The sequence below is a fragment of the Rossellomorea orangium genome (assembly GCF_019334305.1).
GTDB lineage: Bacteria > Bacillota > Bacilli > Bacillales > Bacillaceae_B > Rossellomorea.
In genome coordinates this window covers 538,620-558,849 of sequence record NZ_JAHWGH010000018.1, presented here as the reverse complement: position 1 = coordinate 558,849, position 20,230 = coordinate 538,620, and the positions used below count along the sequence as shown (strand labels likewise).

The following is a 20,230-nucleotide window of genomic DNA, read 5'->3' as shown; positions in this document are numbered from 1 at the left end:
CCCGCAGGCGCAGCCGAGGAGGCTCACCGCCAGCCCCGCGGAAAGCGAGCACCTGTAGCGGAAATCAACCGCCACTCGCTACATCCAAAAGCAACAATGGTTACGAAAACAGCCTACATTAAAAAAAGAGGCTGCTTAAATCGAGAATACTCCATTTAAACAACCTGAAAAAAATATTGGGGACCAAAGAATACTGTCAAACAACCTTCTATTTGAATTATAGAGAGAGGGGGGCATGAGCTCAACCAACATAAAAGAAGATGAGGACTGAACAGTGTCCATTTGCAGAGAGTATTCATTCTTCTTCTGCCCTTTTCAACGAAAATAATAATTATAGGCATATTCCAATGGGAAGGGATTTTCTTCCTTTTGTTGAATTGGTAACAGTATTACGATTAAAAGGAGAGAGAAGATGAAGCAACTGATAAGAGTGGGGACGATTTACATCCCGGTAAGTGATGTCCAAATGGCGAGTACATGGTATCAGGAAAAGTTAGGCGCCAAGTTGAACTATATGGACGAAGATAAAGCTATTTTAGATCTTGCCCATCAAAGTATCTTTTTGGTGAGCTCGATAGAAGGAGAAAGCAGCAATTTTTTGGATAAGCACCGAAATAAGCGATTTTCCTTAACGTTTGAAGTGGATGGTATAAGTGATTTAAACAACTTGAGAGAGTGTTTGCTTGATCAGGGAGTGGAGACGGGGAAGATCGAGGACAGGGGCCACAGTGGTCTTAATTTCGTATTCGCGGACCCTGATGGCAATCTATTTGATGTGTGGAGTGAATTAAGTCCACAGTTTAAAGAAGCCTTTAATGTTTAAAAGAAGAAACCATCTTGATGCTTGACTCTAAATAGAAGAAGAGCGATACTGGAAAAAGTTTAATAGATTTGCTTGTATTTCTAAAATAAATCGTATATGATGATGAAGAACACAACATTTTGTGTTCTTTTGTAATTAATTAACTATATATTGATTATAACCTGTGAATAAGGTGTCTGTTGAGACTTAAAAGGGAATCCGGTGTGAAACCGGAGCTGTCCCCGCAACTGTATGTGCCGACGAAATAAGGAACTGCCACTGTCGATAAGATGGGAAGGCCTTAGAGTAGAGTGAAGCGCTAGCCAGGAGACCTGCCTTATTTATCACGTGTTATCTTCTTCGGGAATTGGGAGGATAAAGCGAGGATTGTAATAGGCTAAAGTCTATTTATATCTCCGTCTATATAAAGCCCATCCTTTTAGAAGGATGGGCTTTTTTTACTCCTTCCCCACTATTCATAATGGGAGGAATCATTTTGTCAATCACAGTAAATGAACGGATAAAAGAGGTAGAAGAGATTCTAAAAAGTCTGGACAGTCGGTTTCCGGATCTTTATTTCACCGAATACAATGAAAAAATTTTGCTCTATGCTGAACAACAGGACATGAATAAAGAAAGACTCTATCATTTTATGATCCTGACAGCAGTTGAACGTATCTCCGCACATGAACCGGATTGGACATATGTCGCCGCATCACTGTATATAAAGGATTTATATCAGAGGACGGCCTTATCAAGGGGGACAACAGATAAGAATCCGTACGGCTCCTTTTATCAAGTGGTCAAAGATATAACTTCTTCACAATTATATACACCTGCATTGCTTGATAGTTATAGCAAAGAAGAATTGGACTACTTGGGCTCCAAGCTGGATTCGACAAGGGACCATCTCCTTACTTACATAGGAATTGTTACATTGGCCGAGAGATATTTAACAAAGTCCCATGAAGGCGCCATTCTGGAATTGCCACAAGAGCGATTTATGATCATAAGCATGACCCTGTTCAGGAATGAAGTGAAAGAAAAGAGAATCTCCTTGATTGAAGAAGCCTATTGGGCGCTTTCCAACTTGTATATGACGGTGGCAACCCCTACATTTGCGAATGCAGGGAAGAGCCATGGCCAGTTATCCAGCTGTTTCATAGATACTGTGGAAGATGACTTAAGAAGTATATATGACAGCAATACAGATGTTTCCACATTGAGTAAAAATGGCGGGGGATTAGGAATTTATTTAGGAAAGGTCCGGAGCAGAGGAAGTGATATCAAAGGCTTTAAAGGGGTAAGTTCAGGTGTTATCCCCTGGATGAAGCAACTGAATAATACGGCGGTTTCCGTCGATCAATTAGGACAGCGCCAAGGGGCGATTGCCGTATATCTAGATGTATGGCATAAAGACATTTTTCCTTTCTTGGATACACGTTTGAACAATGGGGACGAAAGACAGCGGACCCATGACCTTTTCACAGGAGTCTCAATACCGGACCTATTTATGGAACAAGTTGAGGAGAGGAGAGATTGGTATTTATTCGATCCTCATGAAGTGAAAACAGTCATGGGATATTCACTGGAAGATTTCTATGATGAAAGGAAAGGCAAGGGATCATTTCGAGAGAAGTACTGGGATTGTGTAGATCATCCGCTCCTTTCCAGGGAAGTGGTTCCGGCCATCGACATTTTTAAGCGTATCATGATATCACAGCTCGAAACGGGAACACCTTATATGTTTTACCGTGATACGGTTAACCGCCTGAATGCAAATTCCCATAAAGGAATGATCTATTGCAGTAATTTATGTACGGAAATCGCTCAGAATATGAGTCCTACCGTTATAGAAGAAGAAGTAATTAAAGATGGAAAAATTGTGACCTATAAGTCTCCTGGTGATTATGTCGTCTGCAATCTTGCCTCCATCTCCTTAGCCAAAACCGTTATGGATGATGAGTTAAAGAGGGTTGTATCGATAGGAGTACGGTTATTGGACAACGTAATCGATTTGAATGATCTTCCTGTCCTGCAGGCTCAATTGACCAATCAACGGTATAGGGGAATCGGGTTGGGAACATTCGGATGGCATCACCTTCTTGCACTAAAAGGAATGAAGTGGGAAAGCAGTCAGGCGGTGGACTATTGCGACTCTCTTTATGAAGAAATTGCTTATCACACGATAAAAGCCAGCTGCGAACTGGCGGACGAGAAGGGTGAATACCCATGCTTTGACGGATCTGAATGGTCCTCAGGAGAATATTTTGAGAAACGCGGATATTCCAGTATGAGATGGGCTGAATTGAAGGATAAGGTTTCTTCGAAAGGAATTCGTAACGGATATCTGATGGCTGTTGCACCCAATTCCTCAACATCAATCATTGCGGGATCCTCTGCGAGCATTGATCCGATCTTCAGGTTGGAGTATTCCGAAGAAAAGAAAGATTATAAGATTCCCGTCACCGCTCCTGATCTATCACCGAAAACAACCTGGTATTACAAAACTGCTTATCATGTGGATCAACATTGGAGTGTAAAACAGAATGTGAAAAGGCAGCGGCATATCGACCAGGGGATTTCGTTTAATCTGTATGTGAGAAATGACATTAAAGCGAAAGATTTATTGGAGCTGCATCTGGACGCCTGGAAATCCGGATTGAAGACAACTTATTATGTCAGGTCAACGTCGGTATCCGATTTTGAAGAATGCGAAAGCTGTCATAGCTAGACCAGGGAGGAAGAGTATAAGATGAATGAATTGAAACAAAGGGTCCTAATTGATTCAGAGGCACCTAATAAATCTACAGGAATCATTAACGGTGAAAGCTCAAATATCTTGAATTGGGATGATGTTCGATTTTCATGGGCCTATCCGAAATATAAGAGGATGCTCGGGAATTTCTGGACTCCTTTTGAAATCAACATGTCCAAGGATATCAAGCAATTTCCGACTCTCTCAATAAGAGAGCAGGAGTCATTTTTGAAAATAATAGGATTGCTCGCTCTTCTTGACAGCGTCCAAACCGACTATGCAGGTAAAGTGGCAGATTATTTAACGGATTCAAGCCTTAATGCCCTGATGATCATCCTGGCACAGCAAGAGGTTGTGCATAATCATTCTTACAGTTATGTTTTATCGAGCATCGTGTCAAAGAGCAAGCAGGATGAAGTATTTGATTTCTGGAAGAAAGATCCCATCTTAATAAAAAGGAATGAATTCATTACAAATGGCTACAAAGGGTTTGTAGAATCACCAACGGTTGAAAATTTATTAAAATCGATCATATTTGATGTCATCCTGGAAGGGTTATTTTTCTATTCGGGCTTTGCCTTCTTTTATAATCTGGCCAGAAATCAGAAGATGGTGGCAACCAGTACGATGATCAATTACATTAATCGGGATGAACAGCTCCATGTCGGATTATTTGAGAAGATATTTAAAGAGGTCTTGAATGAAAATCCGTCTTATCAAACGGAGGAGCTTCGTACCTTCGGGAAGAAAGCATTTAAACAGGCTGCCCTCCTTGAAATAGACTGGGGGAGGGAAATCATTGGCTCCAATATGGAGGGTCTCTTACTGAGCGACCTGGAGGACTATATAAAATTCATGGCGAATAAAAGAGCGAAACAGTTAGGTTTTGACGAACCTTTCGAGGGTTACAGGACCAATCCTCTTAAATGGATCATAGCGTATCAGGAAGTGGATAGAGGGAAGACCGATTTCTTTGAACAAAAATCAAGACAATATACGAAAACGTCTGATGCAAATGGATTCGATGAACTGTGAGCAAGGAAGTCAAACCGGATAAAATACAAAAAGCGAGTCAACGAGACTCGCTTTTTGTTATCTTTTTTCAATAAAAGGGCCATAATCCCTTCTTTTATGTTGAACGGCTACCCATTTCACCGTCGTGAATTCTTCGAGTGCCCATTCTCCGTTAAATCGTCCCAGCCCTGAATTTTTTTCACCACCAAATGGCATATGCGGTTCGTCATTAACAGGTTCATCATTAATATGGATCATCCCTGTCTCCACTTGATGTGCCAAATTCGTTGCTCTCTCAATGGAGGAAGAGTGGACTGCACCGCTTAATCCGTATGGATGTTCATTGGCTAATCGAACGGCTTCATCATCGTCTTCGAACGAGATGATGGCAGCCACCGGTCCGAATATTTCATTCTTTGCGATTGGCATCGAGTTCGTGACATGTGTCAGAACCGTCGGGTATAATAAGTTCTTTTCCGCACTGCCGCCGAGCACAACCTCTGCTCCTTGTTCTTTACTGCTTTCTATATCCTTCAGAATTCGCTCAACTTGATTTTGATCAATTAAAGGGCCGATATGAGTCGTTTTATCGGATGGGTCTCCTGCATTCAGCTCTTTCACTCGGGATACAAACCTATCCACGAATCTTTCATACAACCCTTTTTGGACCATGATCCGGTTGATGCTCATGCAAATCTGTCCCTGATGATAGAATTTACCGAAAAGAGCTGATTCAACAGCCTTATCGAGGTCTGCATCATCAAGTACGATAAATACATTATTTCCACCGAGTTCCAAAGCGGTTTTCTTGAGGGTTTTTCCTGCAAGCTCACCGATTCGGCGTCCCACTTCCGTTGAACCGGTGAAGGAAATCAATCGTGGGATAGGATGCGTCACGATGTCATCCCCGATTTCCGACCCTTTCCCCACTACGACATTTAGTAATCCTTTTGGAAGCCCAGCTTCTTCAAAAATACTTGCAAATAAAAGTCCGCCTGTCACGGGAGTATGTGTAGCGGGTTTAACGACGACTCCGTTTCCGGTTGCCAAGGCAGTCGCAATGGATCGGACGGCTAAATGAAAGGGGAAATTCCATGGGCTTATGACGCCTACCACACCAAGTGGTTCTCTATACACCCTGTTTTCCTTCCCCGGAACTTGAGAGGGTAAGATTTTCCCTTCCATTCTATATGGATAGGTTGCCGCTTCCTTCATACTATTGATGGAAACGGTCACTTCCCCTGCAGCTTTCATATACGTGCTGCCGGATTCTTTGATGAGCCAGTCAATGATTAAATCCTTGTTCTCCTCAACAATAGAGACTGCCTTTTCCATGATGGTCCTCTTTGTTTGAGGTAGCTCGTGAGCCCAGGATTTTTGAGCTTCCTGTGCTGACAGATAGGCTTTGTCGAGGTCCTCTTTACTGGCTGCTGTAATAGAGCCGATTTCCGTATGATTAAATGGATTCTGATTGGGAATGGAATTTTCGCTGCTTCCTTCTACCCATTCTCCATTAATAAATAGCTTATCAAATTGTGTATTCATCAACCTATTCCTCCTTGTTGTTTACATATCCTGTTGGGTAGGGCGGACAATGATCTCATTGACGTCCACATGACTTGGCTGCTCGACTGCATATGATATGGCTTTTGCGATGTTTTCACTGTCGAGTGGCTTCATTTCACGATCCTTGAATGCGGCTAGGATGTCCTCGTCGGTGATGGTCTCTGTCAGTTCCGTCGCAACTGCACCTGGGCAAATGATGGTTGTACGGATGTTATGAGAAGCATTCATTTCTTGCCTTAACCCCTCTGTAATCGCACGGACCGCATACTTCGTCCCGCTGTAGACTGAGCTTCCGGGCATCACTTTATGACCTGCAACAGAAGAGATATTGATGATATGTCCTGATTTCTGTTTTTCCATATAAGGGAGGACAGCGGCTATCCCATATAGTACCCCTTTAATATTGACATCAACCATCTGATCCCATTCTTTGATTTTTCTTTTGTTGATTAAAGAAAGGGGCATGAGTCCGGCGTTATTGACCAATATGTCTATTTGTCCGGCTTCTTCTATTGTCGTTTTCGCGAGCTGTTCCATTTCTTCTACGTTCGTCACGTCTGTTACATGATAGTAAGCCGTGCCGCCCATTTTTTCTATTTCATTTTTCAATTCTTTTAATCGTTCTTCACGTCTTGCCGCAAGCATCACCGTTATATTTTTTGATGCTAATTCCTTTGCGGTTGCCTGACCTATCCCACTGCTTGCTCCTGTAATGATTGCTACTTTCTTATTACCCATCCTCATTTTCCTCCTAACGATATCATTAGATCTATTCACCTATATTGTTTACACAAATCCTATTCCATTTAAACAAAATACAGAGAGTCGGGAAGGTTAGAGGTTTATGAGAAATAGTATTTCCAAATAAAAGAAAAAATGGTTTAACAATTCTTACCCTGGGAATATACATAGTAGATTGAATGAGAGGAGAGGTTGTTTACATGGCAAATCATTCTACAGAAGAAAAGATGGAGTCAAAGGTGGACAGTGCTTTAGGAAATATGTCCCAGGATAAAAAAGAGGATATTCTTTCTAACTTTGATCATTTCAAATCATACTTAGGTAACAAAGTTTCCTTAGCGGATAAGCTGGGGATGAGCGAAGAGCAGCAGGCAAAGGCAGCACAGAAGGTAGGGGACTATCTTGCCGCTCATGAAGAACCAAAAAACCGGGAAGAAAAGTTATTATATGAACTATGGAAAGCAGGCAGTAAGGAAGAACAGCATATGCTTTCTCACATGCTCGTGAAGCTGGTTCACTCAGAATCGTAACACAGTGTTCATAATGAAAGGGCATCCGGTCGGATGCCCTTTCAATTAATGAGTTTACATATGTATTTCCGGCTCTACCTGAACAGTGACATTTCCTTTAATGGCACGGGTGATCATACATGATTGTTCTGCTTTCACCATTAGTTTCTTTGCAAGTGTGATGTCTTTCTCTTCCGTCGCGGGACCCAGTGTCAGAATTGGGCGGTGGATGATTTCCTTGTAGGTTATGACCCCTTTAACGACTTCTACTATTCCTTCGGACGTCATGGTTAAGTTCGTTTTCTCTATACGGCTTCTTTCAAGCATAGCTGCAAGAGTGATGATATAGCAAGTTGCGGCTGCCCCAAGAAGCATTTCATCGGGATTTGTACCGATACCGGGACCGTCCATCTCTGTGGGGATCGATATTTTTGTATTGAAATTCTCTGAGCTCAGGGTACCTGTATCATTCCTGAGTCCTGGCCAATCAGTAGAGATATGAAACGAGTGTCTTGCCATACATATAAGCCTCCTAGAAAGCATGGTAAGAATATTGTATACACTTTTCATTGTGATGGCAAAGAAAAAAGACTCTACAGAGTAGAGTCTTCCGGTTTAGCATGTATTATGCTTTTGTTACGTTAGCAGCTTGGTCGCCACGGTTTCCTTGAACGATTTCAAAAGAAACTTTTTGACCTTCTTCTAAAGTTTTGAATCCTTCGCCTTGAATAGCTGAGAAGTGTACGAACACGTCGTCTCCACCTTCGCGCTCGATGAATCCGAAACCTTTTTCTGCGTTAAACCATTTAACTGTACCTTCTAACATAATGTTACCTCCTCGTGTGTTCTCCACACAATTGTATTACTATTCTTGCTCACGTAACTTCAAGGCGAAAAGCTTTAAAAACTTTGTCCATCCTTCCATTCCGAACAAAAATAATTCTCTTACATAATATCAGGTAAAATGACAAAAGGCAACCCCGATGAATGTCTTTAATGAGCAAGAATGATAGAAAGTGAGAATATTACATTAATTTAAAGGCTTCTAAAACCTGCCGATTGCAGTTTAATTAAAGATTGCTGCGAACATCCCATAGCTCCGGGAAAAACCTGTGATCAAGAACCTTTTTCAAGTAGCCTACACCACTGGATCCACCAGTACCCATTTTATGGCCAATGATTCTTTCCACTGTTTTCATATGACGGAACCGCCATTGCTGCAGCCAATCTTCAATGTCTATCAGTTTTTCGGCCAGTTCATATAAATCCCAATATTGATCAGGATTTTTATAGACGGTTGTCCAGGCTTCGAGCACAGATTGGTCTTCTTGATAAGGATTTTTATAATCACGTTTCTTGACATCTTCATGAATGGCTAACCCTGCATCTGCTAAAGCCATAATGGAAACATCATAGAGGGAAGGTGCTTCATATGCCTTTTGAAGCAGAGTCAATAACTCTGGATCCTTTTTGTAAATTTCAAGCACATGCTTCGTTTTGTACCCAAGGGCAAATTCAATCATCCTGTATTGGTACGATTGAAAACCAGATGCTTGACCGAGACTGTCCCTGAATTGGACGTATTCTGATGGGGTGAGTGTTGACAGCACATCCCATGCATGAATGATCTGTGATTGAATCTTTGAAACACGTGCAAGCATTTTAAATGCCGGTGATAGTTCCCCTTTTTGAATGGACGAAATGCTTGCACGGATTTCATGAAGGATTAATTTCATCCATAGCTCACTGACTTGATGTATAATGATGAACAACATTTCATCGTGGTGACCTGATAACCTTTTTTGACTATCTAATAATGTATCGAGCCCCAAATATTCTCCATAAGTCATTCTGTTAATAAAATCAGTATATACTTCTTCATTCCCCATAGAGTCTTTTTTGTTTACCATTGATATTTCTCCCTTTCTTCTGCTTGATTCAGAGATGCAATTGATTGATCCCCCTTGATATATATTTCTTGAAGGGAACATGGAAATCCTCCCTTTATCTTCAACAGGGATCTTCCTTCTTTGTATCACTTTCTGTTAAATGTTTGTTCTGCATCATGAGAAACATGTTAAAATTAGAACAATTTAGAAATCATGCGAGGTGAATGATGTGGAGAAGGTGCTCCTTTCTACCCAGTTCTATTTTCGACGTTTTATGAAAGAAGATTGGAGGGATGTTCATGACTATGCATCCTTGGAAGTGGTCTCAATGTTTCAGAGTTGGGGTCCGAATAAGGCGCGGGAGACAATGGCATATGTTGATGACGTCTTAAAAGATGAAAAAGTGGTTCCGCAAAGCAGGTATGTACATGCACTGGTTGATGGTGGGGTCGGAAGAGTGATCGGAGCGGGTGAGATTAACATCAATAGCTTTATACATCGTTCCGGGGAAATCGGCTATATTCTTCATCCCGATTATTGGGGAAAGGGCTTAGGAACACTCGTAGCGAGGAAATTGGTCGATAAGGGGTTTTCAGAATTAAACCTCCACAGGATTTCAGCTACTTGTGATCCTCAAAATATTTCTTCCCGAAAAGTGTTAGAAAAGGTCGGAATGACTCTTGAGGGAAGGATTCGCCATCACATGAAAATGAATGATGGTTGGAGAGATTCGTTATTATTTGGGTTATTGGAAGAGGAGTGGAGAAAAGGGTAATCATGCACATGAAATCTTTAACGGAATGCTGAGCAAAGTGGTTCAAATTGGATTGAATTGCAAAAGAAAGGGGAAAATAAGAATATCCTTTCTTTATTAGGAGTCTAGATTATGAATTTTATGCACCATTCAAAGGCAGTTATCATTCGATTTTTCAAGGAGCGTTTCTTTGATCATTCTGCACAGTTGGCATATTACTTACTCTTATCCATCTTTCCATTTTTGATTTCTGTGTTTTCATTGATCAGTTTTCTTCCCATATCCGAAACAAATGTGTTGCTTCTGATCAAGCCTTTTGCGCCGGATAAATCATACGCCATCATTCAAAGCAATATTGAACGGATCCTTTACGATCAAAGAGGGGACGTTTTGTCCATTTCAATATTCTTTACCTTCTGGCTTTCGTCAATGGCCGTTCAATCGATGGTGCGTTCACTTAACCAGGCATATCGTATAGAAAGGAAGAAGCCGTTTATCATCGCATTGCTTTATGATCTCTTGCTGACTGTCGGATTTATGATTCTTATCTCATTCTCCCTCATCGTTCCGGTAGTAGAGGAGTATATCCGTCATGCACGGTTTACAGAAGGTAAGATTAACGGTGACTGGAGTCAGGCGTGGGTGATCGGTAAATGGGGGCTGAGTTCAGTCTTCATGTTCCTTCTTTTCGTTTTTCTTTATATGGTCGTCCCAAGTAAGCGTATATCATTTCTTCATGTCATTCCTGGGGCTCTGGTTGCGACTTTCGGGTGGCAGGGAGTTTCCTGGATTTATGGAACGTATGTTAAATTGAACGATTACTCACAGTTTTACGGACAGTTGGGTAGTGTCATCACGTTGGTGGTCTGGTTTTATATTTCGTCGACCATCCTCTTGATCGGTGGTTTGCTGAACGGCAGTATAGCGGAGAAGACGCTGAAATAGAAATCGCTTGGCTCAGAGCCAAGCGATTTTTTCTACTATGAGTACCTTTTCCCTTCACACTTGTCCCTCTTCTTTCATCATAACGACAAGCTTCTTTGATATGGTTAATAAAACAAGGCCCAGGATAATGGCTACAGCTCCAATGACAGCGAAAATTTCTAAGTAACCCAGGGTTGCTGTGAGTGAAGCCAGCTGTCCTGCGAGGAGACTCGCCACCCCAATGGCAGCCATCCATACTCCCATCAATAGCGACGCAATCTTAACGGGTGCGACTTTACTGACTAATGACAATCCTACAGGTGAAAGGAACAGTTCTCCAAGTGTATGAAGCAAATACGTGAAGATGATGAATAACAAGTTGGCTTTTTCCGTGATGTTCTGTTCATCTGAACCGGTCTGCATGACTGCAGGAATGAGGACCATGAACCCGAGACCCAAGAGGATCATTCCGATACCCATCTTTGTCGTCATATTCAGGTCTCCTCTTTTGGATCGTGATAGACGCAACCATACGCCTGAAAGAATGGGAGCAAGGATCACGATGAACAGGGGATTCACAGATTGGAACCAGGCAACAGGTATTGTGTAACCAAATACTTCCCGGTCAATGAAGTTTTTTGTGTAAAGGGTGAATGAACTCCCTGCCTGCTCAAATCCAGCCCAGAAAAATACGACGAAACAGGCTAGAATCAGGATGGCCGTTGTCCGCTGCTTTTCCTTCTTGGACAGTGGAATATTTCGATCTTCATTTGCTTCTTCTGCCAGCTGTTTATTTGGTTTCAGCCCAACAGTTCCAAGATATTTGTTGTTCAATGAACTAAAGATGATCTGTCCGGTGATCATCCCTATGGAGGATGCAAGGAATGCCCATTTGAATCCGTAATGCATCGTTCCGTCCGCCATGGTAGTGAGAAACAGGTCTTCTGCAAGGTAGCCTGCAATGAGTGGTGCGAATAGTGCACCAAGGTTAATGCCCATATAAAAAATGGTAAAGGCTGCATCTTTGCGTTTATCATTCCTTGGGTAGAGCTCACCGACGAGCGTCGAAATATTCGGTTTGAAGAATCCATTGCCAAGGACGAGGAGGGCAAGTCCCCCATATAAACCGATTTGGGAGTGGGTAAGGAAAATGGTGAAGTCTCCGCATGCCATTGTGATTCCACCAATGGTTATTGCCTTCCTCAGTCCGATATATCGATCAGTCAACCACCCTCCCAAAATAGGAGTGAAGTATACACTGCCTGTATAAATACCATAGATGGACAAGGCCTTTGCAGGATCGACACCCAAGCCCCCGCTTACAAAAGCGGTTGTTAAATATAGAACCAGAAGGGCCCTCATTCCATAGTAACTGTAGCGTTCCCATAACTCAGTGAAGAACAACAGATATAAACCCTTAGGATGTTTCTTGCCTTGAGGTAAGCTGTCTAATGTTGATGAGTTCACTCTATCACTCCTGTCTTTAATCATTGTGATTCGTTTCGGTAGAAAAGGGAGCAGAACTTTTTTACAAATCCTCTCATAGTATTCCCGTTCTTTTCATAGGCATGTACAAAAAGGGGCGGTGAAAAATGTGTTTAAAGGATGTTTATATTGTGGCCACTCATCGTTAACGGAAAATGAATTATTTATGAGGGAGGAATATGGAAGTGAACACGTGATGTATCCAAAAGGACAGAAGCTGGGGGGGAATGTCGTTTTCCTCAGTTGTGATGAGTGTGGATTTCTGCATCCTTTTCATGAGGGAAAACGGAAGAGATTTGAAAGGAATTTGAATAAAACCAGGAACATCCGCTGGAATATTCGGTGAAGAAGATTTGTAGTTATCTGACAAAAGACGATATAATAACGAAAGGGGGGAGTTAAATGAATACATATCCTGATACGAAGAAAACCATTCAATTGATAAAGGAACTTGTGGAAATTCCAAGTCCTTCAGGTAATACAAATAAAATCATGAGTTTTGTCGAGGAATATCTGTCAGATTTACATTTAGAGATGAGAAGGAATCGGAAGGGTGCCCTGATCATCACATTACCTGGTGAAGATACAGAAAGACACCGCATGCTAACTGCGCACGTAGATGCACTCGGTGCCATGGTCAAGGAAATAAAGAACGATGGCCGGTTACGCTTATCCATGATCGGTGGTTACAGATGGAATGCAGTGGAAGGGGAGTACTGTCAGATTGAAACTTCTTCAGGCAAAACATTCAGTGGAACCATTCTCATGCATCAAACATCCGTTCACGTTTACAAAAATGCAGGCGAAGCGAAACGAGACGAAACAAATATAGAAGTACGGATTGATGAAAAAGTGCGTAATGCCAAAGAGGTGAGGGAACTTGGCATTGAAGTGGGGGATTTCGTATCATTCGACCCCCGTGCTGAAATTACAGACAGCGGATTTATTAAATCCCGTCATCTGGATGATAAAGCGAGTGTAGGGATGCTCTTACGATTGATACGCCACATCCAATCTGAAGGCGTGACGCTTCCATATACAACGCATTTCTTGATTTCGAACAATGAGGAAATCGGTTATGGGGGGAATTCGAATATTCCTGATGAAACGATTGAGTATTTAGCTGTCGATATGGGGGCAATCGGCGACGGGCAAAGTACGGATGAATACACGGTCTCCATATGCGCGAAAGATTCAAGCGGACCATATCACTACGGACTTCGCAAGCATCTAATTTCACTGGCAGAAGAGAATGCCATCGACTATAAGGTCGATATTTATCCTTATTACGGTTCAGATGCTTCAGCGGCGATCCGCGCAGGTTTTGATATTGTCCATGGTTTGATAGGTGCGGGAATCGACGCATCTCATGCCTATGAACGGACACATGAGTCTTCGATCCTTCACACTGAAACATTACTTTGGCATTATGTGCAATCGAAGATGGTCACTGAATGAACAAGGAGTCTTCCGTCATCCGTACTATGGGTGATGGGGGGCTTTTTTGGTTTCAATCGCGCAAAGCTTGGGTAAGGTGACATTTGTGTGAGAAAATTTAGTTCTTAGTTTAGGAGGTATTTCTCTTATCAAAGCTAAGATGATAAGATAAAATAAAGAAACAATCTAACTAAATGAGGTATAAGAATGATTACATATAATCTGTTAGAAAGCATGAAATTAAAAACGATTTACGGTGAACTCCCTTCTGCCATTAGCGATATTCACGTTGACTCAAGAAAAGTGACTGACGGCACCATGTTTGTCTGCACTAGAGGATACACAGTGGATGGGCATGACTTTGCAGCAATGGCCGTTGAAAAAGGTGCTACTGTGATAGTGGCGGAAAAACAACTGGATATCGATTTAGAAAAAGCGGCATTAGTCGTAGTGAAGGATACATTCAAGGCGCTCGCTCAATTATCGAATAAATTCTATAATTACCCGTCACAAAAACTCACTGTGTTCGGAGTGACAGGGACCAACGGGAAGACCACGGTCAGCAATTTGATCCACTCCATCCTGAAAAGCTCGAATCAACGCTCAGCATTATCAGGCACCATCGGTTTTAACCTTGATGGGGAGATGCTTCCAAGTGAAAACACGACATGCGACAATTTAACAAATCAGCAGATGATGCAAAGTGCGTTAGACAGGGGCATAGATAACTTCACACTTGAGGTATCCTCTCATGGCTTGGCTCTTGGAAGGTTATGGGGTATCGACTTTGATGTGGTTGCCTTCACAAACCTGAGTCATGATCATCTGGATTATCATGGAACGATGGAGCATTATGGTTACGCAAAAGGTCTTTTATTCTCCCAATTGGGTCAGGACCTTCAAAATCCAAAGTATGTCGTGCTGAATGCAGATGACGAATGGTATCATCGCTACAGCTATATGACTCCACATGAAGTCATCAGTTACGGATTGGAAGAAAACGCAGACTTCAGAGCTGTCAATGTAGAATACTTCAATGATTTAACCAGGTTCACATTAAATTCTCCCGAAGGAAGCTTCGATGTGGAAATGAAGCTCTTAGGGAAATTCAATGTGTATAATGTATTGACGGCCATCGCTTGCCTTTATGCAAGAGGAATGGAAATATCCAGGCTCGTAGAGATTGTCCGTGATCTTCCTCCTGTAAATGGTCGGATGGAGAAGGTAGAGATGAAGGCGCCGTTATCTGTTTATATCGATTACGCCCATACTCCTGATGCCATCGAGAATGCCATACAATCAGTGCTCCCGTTTAAGGAGAATAAAATCATCTTTCTTGTAGGTACCGGTGGAAACCGAGACAAGTCAAAGAGACCGACCATGGCAGAAAAAGCATCGCTGGCGGACTACGTCATCTTAACGACAGATGACCCGCGATATGAAGAATACGACAGCATCCTGAATGATCTTGAAAAAGGGATGCAGCATGAACAATTTGCCCTCATAGGTGATCGTGCAGAAGCAGTTAAGCATGCCATCGAAGTGAGTGAACCTGGAGATATCATCATCTTTGCAGGAAAAGGACATGAGGATTATCAAATCATCGAAAATACAAAATATCCTCATAGCGATAAACAAATCGCCATAGAAGAGAGCAAGATGAAGTATGGGATAACTGAATAACGTGATGGGAGACAGACCACTAAAAAGCGGTCTGTCTTTTTTTGATAACGATAGACGAAATTCACAATCTTTGGTAAATTTAAACTATCTATTAAATGATGAAAGAATGACGCGAATGAAATTTTCATTATACTTGAATGATTATGAAACTGAAAAATTGTTTTCAACTTTAAGGTGGTTGTTCGTCTTGATTGCCACCCTATTATTTTACGTTCCTCCTTTTTCAGAAAATATCTCCACCAATAAGACGGTTTTTCCTTATCTGTTGGTATCCGGAGTATTGTATATGCTGGTGACTCAAATAGCCCTGATACGGGCAAGGGAGGACAAGCGCAGTTTGAAATTGATTCTGAAAGCGGGTATCGTTTTCGATTATCTGGCACTGATCTGGCTGATGTTCTTATCTGAAGGGATTCATAGTCCGCTTTATCCGATTTCCATATTATTCGTGATGCACGCCACGATTTATTGGAGAACAAAGGGGGCGTTAATTTCACTTGCAGCATTTAGCACAGCTTACATTGCGATGGGATTAGTGACTGTTGACATCACGGAATTTCACGAATATTTCACATTGACATTCAATCTGTTTTTTCTTTGGATCATTGGATTATTCGGTGCATTAATCATGCTGAGGGAGCGTGCCCAGCATGTTCAGAAAGAGGCCTATCATCATCTCGCCCATAAAGATTACTTATCAGGTTTATTAAATCACCGTTCGTTTCAGGAAAGGTTCAGAAGCAGGCTGGAACAAAATGAATGCTTCAACTTACTGATTGGTGATATAGATGATTTCAAGAAAGTGAATGATGAATATGGTCATTTAACAGGTGATGATCTCATACGTAAGGCAGGTGACGTCTTCCGTATTCACGCCGAAGCTTATAATGGTCAGGCATTTAGGTATGGTGGAGAGGAATTCGTCTTTATATTGCCGTACATGGAAGACAGTATCCTTGAAAGGTTTCTTTACGTATTATACGATCGGTTAAAGGAGTTGGAGCCACTGCCTATCTCCATGAGCTTTGGTCAGGCTCAATCTTCTGAAACAGATGAACCCGAGAAATTGATTGCTCTTGCAGATCAAAGGCTCTATGTTGCCAAGAAATCGGGTAAGTGCAGGACTTGTCTGACAAATGACAAATTTTTCATACCTGAAAATGAAATCCAAAATGAAAAAGAAGCGTGCCGTTAACGGCACGCTTCTTTTTTGATGAAGAGATATTATATGAACATTCCTGCAATGGCAGCACTTAATAATGAAGCAAGTGCACCTGCTGCGACTGCTCTTAATCCCAAGCGGGCAATATCTCCTCTGCGGTTCGGTGCAAGATTACCAAGTCCGCCAAGTAAAATCCCAAGTGAGGAAAGATTGGCGAAGCCGCATAATGCAAATGAAATAATCGCAACTGTTTTATCGGATAGGTTCCCGATCTCCGGAGCGAAAGCTGAATAAGCTACAAATTCATTAATGACAAGTTTTTGCCCAATGAAGTTTCCTGCTGTAACCGCTTCATGCCATGGTACTCCGATTGCGAAGGCAAGTGGTGCAAATACGTAACCAAGAATAAGCTGAAGTGAAAGGCTGTCAAATCCAAACCATCCACCAACCAATCCAAGTAATCCATTAATCAACGCAACTAACGCAATGAATGCAAGAAGCATCGCACCGATGTTTAAAGCTAATTGCAGCCCGACACTTGCACCGTTTGCAGCAGCATCAATCACATTGGCGGATTCCGAATCCGCTTCCATTTCAAACTCTTCAGGTTCAGGAGAATCATCTGTTTCAGGAACAAATAACTTGGCCATTACGAGACCAGCAGGAGCAGCCATGAAACTTGCAGCAAGCAAGTATTCCAAGGGAACTCCTAACAGAGAATATCCAACAAGGACTGAACCCGCGACAGATGCCAATCCTCCCGTCATGACGGCGAAGAGTTCTGATTCAGTCATCTTCGATAAGAAAGGTCTTACAACTAAAGGCGCTTCCGTTTGTCCAACAAAGATATTGGCAGCGGCAGACAATGATTCCGCTTTCCTGGTACCCAATAGTTTTGACAAACCTCCACCTAGAATCTTGATGAAGAATTGCATGATTTTAAGATAATAAAGGACTGAAATTAAAGCTGAGAAGAAAATAACGACTGGAAGTACATTAAATGCAAAAATGAACGCTATGTTAGATTCTTCAGTGTAAAGTCCACCAAACAGGAATGTGATACCCTCGTTGGAATAATTGATGATGGCATTCACCACTTCGGTCAAACCTTTAAGGGCGCCCTGTCCCCAAGACGTCTTTAATACGATAAAAGCGAAAAATAACTGTATGGCAAGCCCACCAAGGACTGTTCTGACATTAACCCGCTTCTTGTTCTTAGAAAATGCAAAAGCAATTCCCATTACGACAATGATTCCCATGATACCCCATAAATATTGCACTTCTTTCACCTCTTCGATAAGTATGATTGAAACTTGATGCTTTCGGTTTTTTATTTTACAATTCTTTCAGACGTCTGACAACCTACAAATGCAAGATTTGTCGAAAGTTGTACGGACAACAGTGTCGTTAGTATGCGCAAATACAGCGTTTTCATGAAAGGGGATACAAAAATGAAGATCAGAAAAAATTTTTTGGAAGGAATGGAACAAAAAGTATTTATTTATGAAAATAAGAAAGAAGAGTTTTTCGTCATTGCTGTTCCAGATATCCAATGGTCTTATTCATTTACATATGAAGAGGAACATATGCAAACGAAATTAATGCAATCTTTAAAGGAAAGGATCGCACCTGAGACAGCCGAGATCCTAAGTTCCCGTATCCTTCAATGGACAGCTGAGATGTAGAAGAAGGCTCACTGCGCATCCCTGAGGAAAGCAAGCACCTCTCGCTGTAAACAACCACTACTCGCCACATGCATGAACAACAATGTTTTCGAAAACAGCCTTTAGAAAAGATTCAGCCTTAGCATGGCACTGATTCTTTGTTGCATTGTTACTTTAGAACGAATATGATGAGAAAGTGAGAATGACGAGAAAGGATTTTATGAATGAAAATAGACTTTATACAGGAAGTTCAGTCGAGACGGACTTTCGCCATCATTTCCCACCCGGATGCCGGGAAAACAACTTTAACAGAGCAGCTTCTTCTATTCGGAGGAGCGATTCGTGCAGCTGGAACAGTTAAAGGAAAGAAATCAGGAAAGTTCGCTACATCTGACTGGATGGAAATCGAAAAGCAGAGGGGGATTTCGGTTACTTCTTCTGTTATGGCATTCGATTATAATGATTATCGTGTAAATATCCTGGATACTCCTGGTCATCAGGACTTTTCTGAAGATACTTACAGAACATTAATGGCTGTAGACAGCGCTGTTATGATTATTGACTCAGCAAAAGGGATCGAAGCCCAGACGCTTAAACTCTTCAAGGTTTGCCGAATGAGAGGCATTCCAATCTTCACCTTTATCAACAAGCTTGACCGCCAAGGGCGGGAGCCGTTGGAATTATTGGAAGAGCTTGAAGAAGTATTAGGAATTCAATCTTATCCGATGAACTGGCCGATTGGTATGGGTAAGGAGTTTTTAGGGATTTATGACCGCTTCCATAACCGAATCGAAAAATTCCGTGTGGAAGAAGACGATCGCTTTATTCCTTTAAATGAAGAAGGCGAAATAGAAGGAGAGCATTCGCTTAAAGATAGCAATCTTTATCATCAAACACTGGAAGATGTATTACTTCTGAATGAAGCGGGTAATCAATTTTCACGTGAAAGGATTGCAAATGGGGAGCTATCTCCCGTGTTTTTCGGGAGTGCATTAACCAACTTTGGGGTACAAACATTCCTTGAAACCTATTTGGAATTTGCACCTTCTCCCCAGCCAAGAAATTCTGACGCAGGTGAAATTGAGCCGACGGCAGAAGATTTCTCGGGCTTTGTATTTAAAATTCAAGCCAATATGAATCCAGCTCACCGCGATCGAATTGCATTTGTACGGATTTGTTCAGGTCAATTCGAGAGAGGAATGACAGTTAACCTTTCCCGAACAGGAAAGTCCATAAAGCTTGCTCAATCCACTCAGTTTCTTGCAGATGACCGCAGTACAGTAAATGAAGCAGTCAGTGGGGACATCATAGGGGTTTATGACACGGGTACGTATCAAATCGGTGATACACTCGTCCAAGGGAAGCAGGGATTTCAATATGAAAAACTGCCTCAGTTTACACCGGAACTCTTTGTCCGTGTAACTGCAAAGAACGTAATGAAGCAGAAACACTTCCAAAAAGGGATTCTTCAACTCGTTCAAGAAGGTGCGATTCAATACTATAAGACCCGCACAGAAGATATCATCCTTGGAGCAGTTGGACAACTGCAATTTGAAGTATTTGAGCACAGAATGAAAAATGAGTACAATGTTGATGTGAAAATGGAGCCAATCGGATCTAAAATTGCCAGATGGATTGAAAATGAAGAAGATGTCAAGGAATCCATGTCCAGCTCCCGCAGCATGTTGGTAAAAGATCGTCATGACAATTTGGTTTTCTTGTTTGAAAATGATTTTGCCATGAGATGGTTCAATGATAAAAACCCTGATATTCGATTATACAGCTTAATGTAAATGAGTGAAGGCACCCCTCTGTTCCAGGAGGGGTGCTTTTGATTATAAC

Annotated in this window: 18 protein-coding genes and 1 riboswitch; of the genes, 11 read left to right on the top strand and 7 right to left on the bottom strand. The window is 41.8% G+C overall.

Features of this window, described 5'->3' with window-relative positions; all coding sequences use genetic code 11:
- Positions 1 to 412 precede the first annotated feature (412 nt).
- From KYJ26_RS19975 to KYJ26_RS19965, 3 genes are all read left to right on the top strand, one after another.
- Positions 413 to 823, top strand: a complete 411-nt coding sequence (locus KYJ26_RS19975) for a VOC family protein (protein WP_219169326.1) — start codon at positions 413 to 415, stop codon at positions 821 to 823.
- A gap of 153 nt (positions 824 to 976) precedes the next feature.
- Positions 977 to 1,156, top strand: a riboswitch (cobalamin riboswitch).
- A gap of 127 nt (positions 1,157 to 1,283) precedes the next feature.
- Positions 1,284 to 3,536, top strand: coding sequence for a ribonucleoside-diphosphate reductase subunit alpha (locus KYJ26_RS19970; RefSeq protein WP_219169324.1), 2,253 nt, complete (start codon positions 1,284 to 1,286; stop codon positions 3,534 to 3,536).
- Between the two features lie 21 nt (positions 3,537 to 3,557).
- The gene (locus KYJ26_RS19965) at positions 3,558 to 4,595 is read left to right on the top strand and encodes a ribonucleotide-diphosphate reductase subunit beta (RefSeq protein WP_219169322.1); all 1,038 of its coding nucleotides are present in this window, start codon (positions 3,558 to 3,560) and stop codon (positions 4,593 to 4,595) included.
- A gap of 57 nt (positions 4,596 to 4,652) precedes the next feature.
- Here the strand turns inward: KYJ26_RS19965 and KYJ26_RS19960 are convergent, their stop codons facing one another.
- Together KYJ26_RS19960 and KYJ26_RS19955 are read right to left on the bottom strand one after the other, a co-directional pair.
- Entirely contained in the window at positions 4,653 to 6,119 is a 1,467-nt protein-coding gene (locus KYJ26_RS19960; protein ID WP_219169320.1) for an aldehyde dehydrogenase family protein, read from the bottom strand.
- 21 nt (positions 6,120 to 6,140) lie between these two features.
- Complete coding sequence (locus KYJ26_RS19955) at positions 6,141 to 6,878, bottom strand: SDR family oxidoreductase (protein ID WP_219169318.1); 738 nt, start codon at positions 6,876 to 6,878, stop codon at positions 6,141 to 6,143.
- 203 nt (positions 6,879 to 7,081) lie between these two features.
- Between KYJ26_RS19955 and KYJ26_RS19950 the strand changes: the two genes are divergently transcribed.
- On the top strand, positions 7,082 to 7,411 hold the full coding sequence (locus KYJ26_RS19950) for a DUF3243 domain-containing protein (protein ID WP_219169316.1): 330 nt from the start codon (positions 7,082 to 7,084) through the stop codon (positions 7,409 to 7,411).
- A 54-nt stretch (positions 7,412 to 7,465) separates the two neighbouring features.
- On the opposite strand, the gene KYJ26_RS19945 is transcribed toward KYJ26_RS19950, so the two are convergent.
- The 3 genes from KYJ26_RS19945 to kynA all read right to left on the bottom strand — a co-directional run bounded on the left by KYJ26_RS19945 (position 7,466) and on the right by kynA (position 9,300).
- Positions 7,466 to 7,909 (bottom strand): SACOL1771 family peroxiredoxin, encoded by a 444-nt coding sequence (locus tag KYJ26_RS19945; protein ID WP_219169314.1) that lies wholly within the window; start codon positions 7,907 to 7,909, stop codon positions 7,466 to 7,468.
- Between the two features lie 106 nt (positions 7,910 to 8,015).
- Positions 8,016 to 8,216: a cold-shock protein gene (locus KYJ26_RS19940; RefSeq protein WP_034763568.1), complete on the bottom strand. Its 201-nt coding sequence runs from the start codon at positions 8,214 to 8,216 to the stop codon at positions 8,016 to 8,018.
- Between the two features lie 244 nt (positions 8,217 to 8,460).
- Complete coding sequence (gene kynA / locus KYJ26_RS19935) at positions 8,461 to 9,300, bottom strand: tryptophan 2,3-dioxygenase (protein WP_219169312.1); 840 nt, start codon at positions 9,298 to 9,300, stop codon at positions 8,461 to 8,463.
- Positions 9,301 to 9,499: 199 nt separating this feature from the next.
- On the opposite strand from kynA, the gene KYJ26_RS19930 reads away from it, so the two are divergent.
- Complete coding sequence (locus tag KYJ26_RS19930) at positions 9,500 to 10,054, top strand: GNAT family N-acetyltransferase (RefSeq protein WP_308807579.1); 555 nt, start codon at positions 9,500 to 9,502, stop codon at positions 10,052 to 10,054.
- A gap of 111 nt (positions 10,055 to 10,165) precedes the next feature.
- Positions 10,166 to 10,978 (top strand): YihY/virulence factor BrkB family protein, encoded by an 813-nt coding sequence (locus KYJ26_RS19925; protein WP_257475134.1) that lies wholly within the window; start codon positions 10,166 to 10,168, stop codon positions 10,976 to 10,978.
- A 54-nt stretch (positions 10,979 to 11,032) separates the two neighbouring features.
- On the opposite strand, the gene KYJ26_RS19920 is transcribed toward KYJ26_RS19925, so the two are convergent.
- On the bottom strand, positions 11,033 to 12,424 hold the full coding sequence (locus KYJ26_RS19920) for a peptide MFS transporter (RefSeq protein WP_308807578.1): 1,392 nt from the start codon (positions 12,422 to 12,424) through the stop codon (positions 11,033 to 11,035).
- A gap of 420 nt (positions 12,425 to 12,844) precedes the next feature.
- On the opposite strand from KYJ26_RS19920, the gene KYJ26_RS19915 reads away from it, so the two are divergent.
- From KYJ26_RS19915 to KYJ26_RS19905, 3 genes are all read left to right on the top strand, one after another.
- On the top strand, positions 12,845 to 13,900 hold the full coding sequence (locus KYJ26_RS19915; RefSeq protein WP_219169308.1) for a M42 family metallopeptidase: 1,056 nt from the start codon (positions 12,845 to 12,847) through the stop codon (positions 13,898 to 13,900).
- 186 nt (positions 13,901 to 14,086) lie between these two features.
- Positions 14,087 to 15,562: a UDP-N-acetylmuramoyl-L-alanyl-D-glutamate--2,6-diaminopimelate ligase gene (locus tag KYJ26_RS19910; RefSeq protein ID WP_219169306.1), complete on the top strand. Its 1,476-nt coding sequence runs from the start codon at positions 14,087 to 14,089 to the stop codon at positions 15,560 to 15,562.
- 115 nt (positions 15,563 to 15,677) lie between these two features.
- Entirely contained in the window at positions 15,678 to 16,757 is a 1,080-nt protein-coding gene (locus KYJ26_RS19905; protein ID WP_219169304.1) for a GGDEF domain-containing protein, read from the top strand.
- 29 nt (positions 16,758 to 16,786) lie between these two features.
- Here the strand turns inward: KYJ26_RS19905 and KYJ26_RS19900 are convergent, their stop codons facing one another.
- The gene (locus KYJ26_RS19900; protein ID WP_219169302.1) at positions 16,787 to 18,004 is read right to left on the bottom strand and encodes a NupC/NupG family nucleoside CNT transporter; all 1,218 of its coding nucleotides are present in this window, start codon (positions 18,002 to 18,004) and stop codon (positions 16,787 to 16,789) included.
- Positions 18,005 to 18,175: 171 nt separating this feature from the next.
- Between KYJ26_RS19900 and KYJ26_RS19895 the strand changes: the two genes are divergently transcribed.
- Positions 18,176 to 18,409 carry a YueH family protein gene (locus tag KYJ26_RS19895; protein ID WP_219169300.1) on the top strand — a complete coding sequence of 78 codons (234 nt, stop codon included), beginning with the start codon at positions 18,176 to 18,178 and terminating at the stop codon, positions 18,407 to 18,409.
- Between the two features lie 203 nt (positions 18,410 to 18,612).
- On the top strand, positions 18,613 to 20,181 hold the full coding sequence (locus KYJ26_RS19890; protein ID WP_219169298.1) for a peptide chain release factor 3: 1,569 nt from the start codon (positions 18,613 to 18,615) through the stop codon (positions 20,179 to 20,181).
- Positions 20,182 to 20,230: the final 49 nt, after the last annotated feature.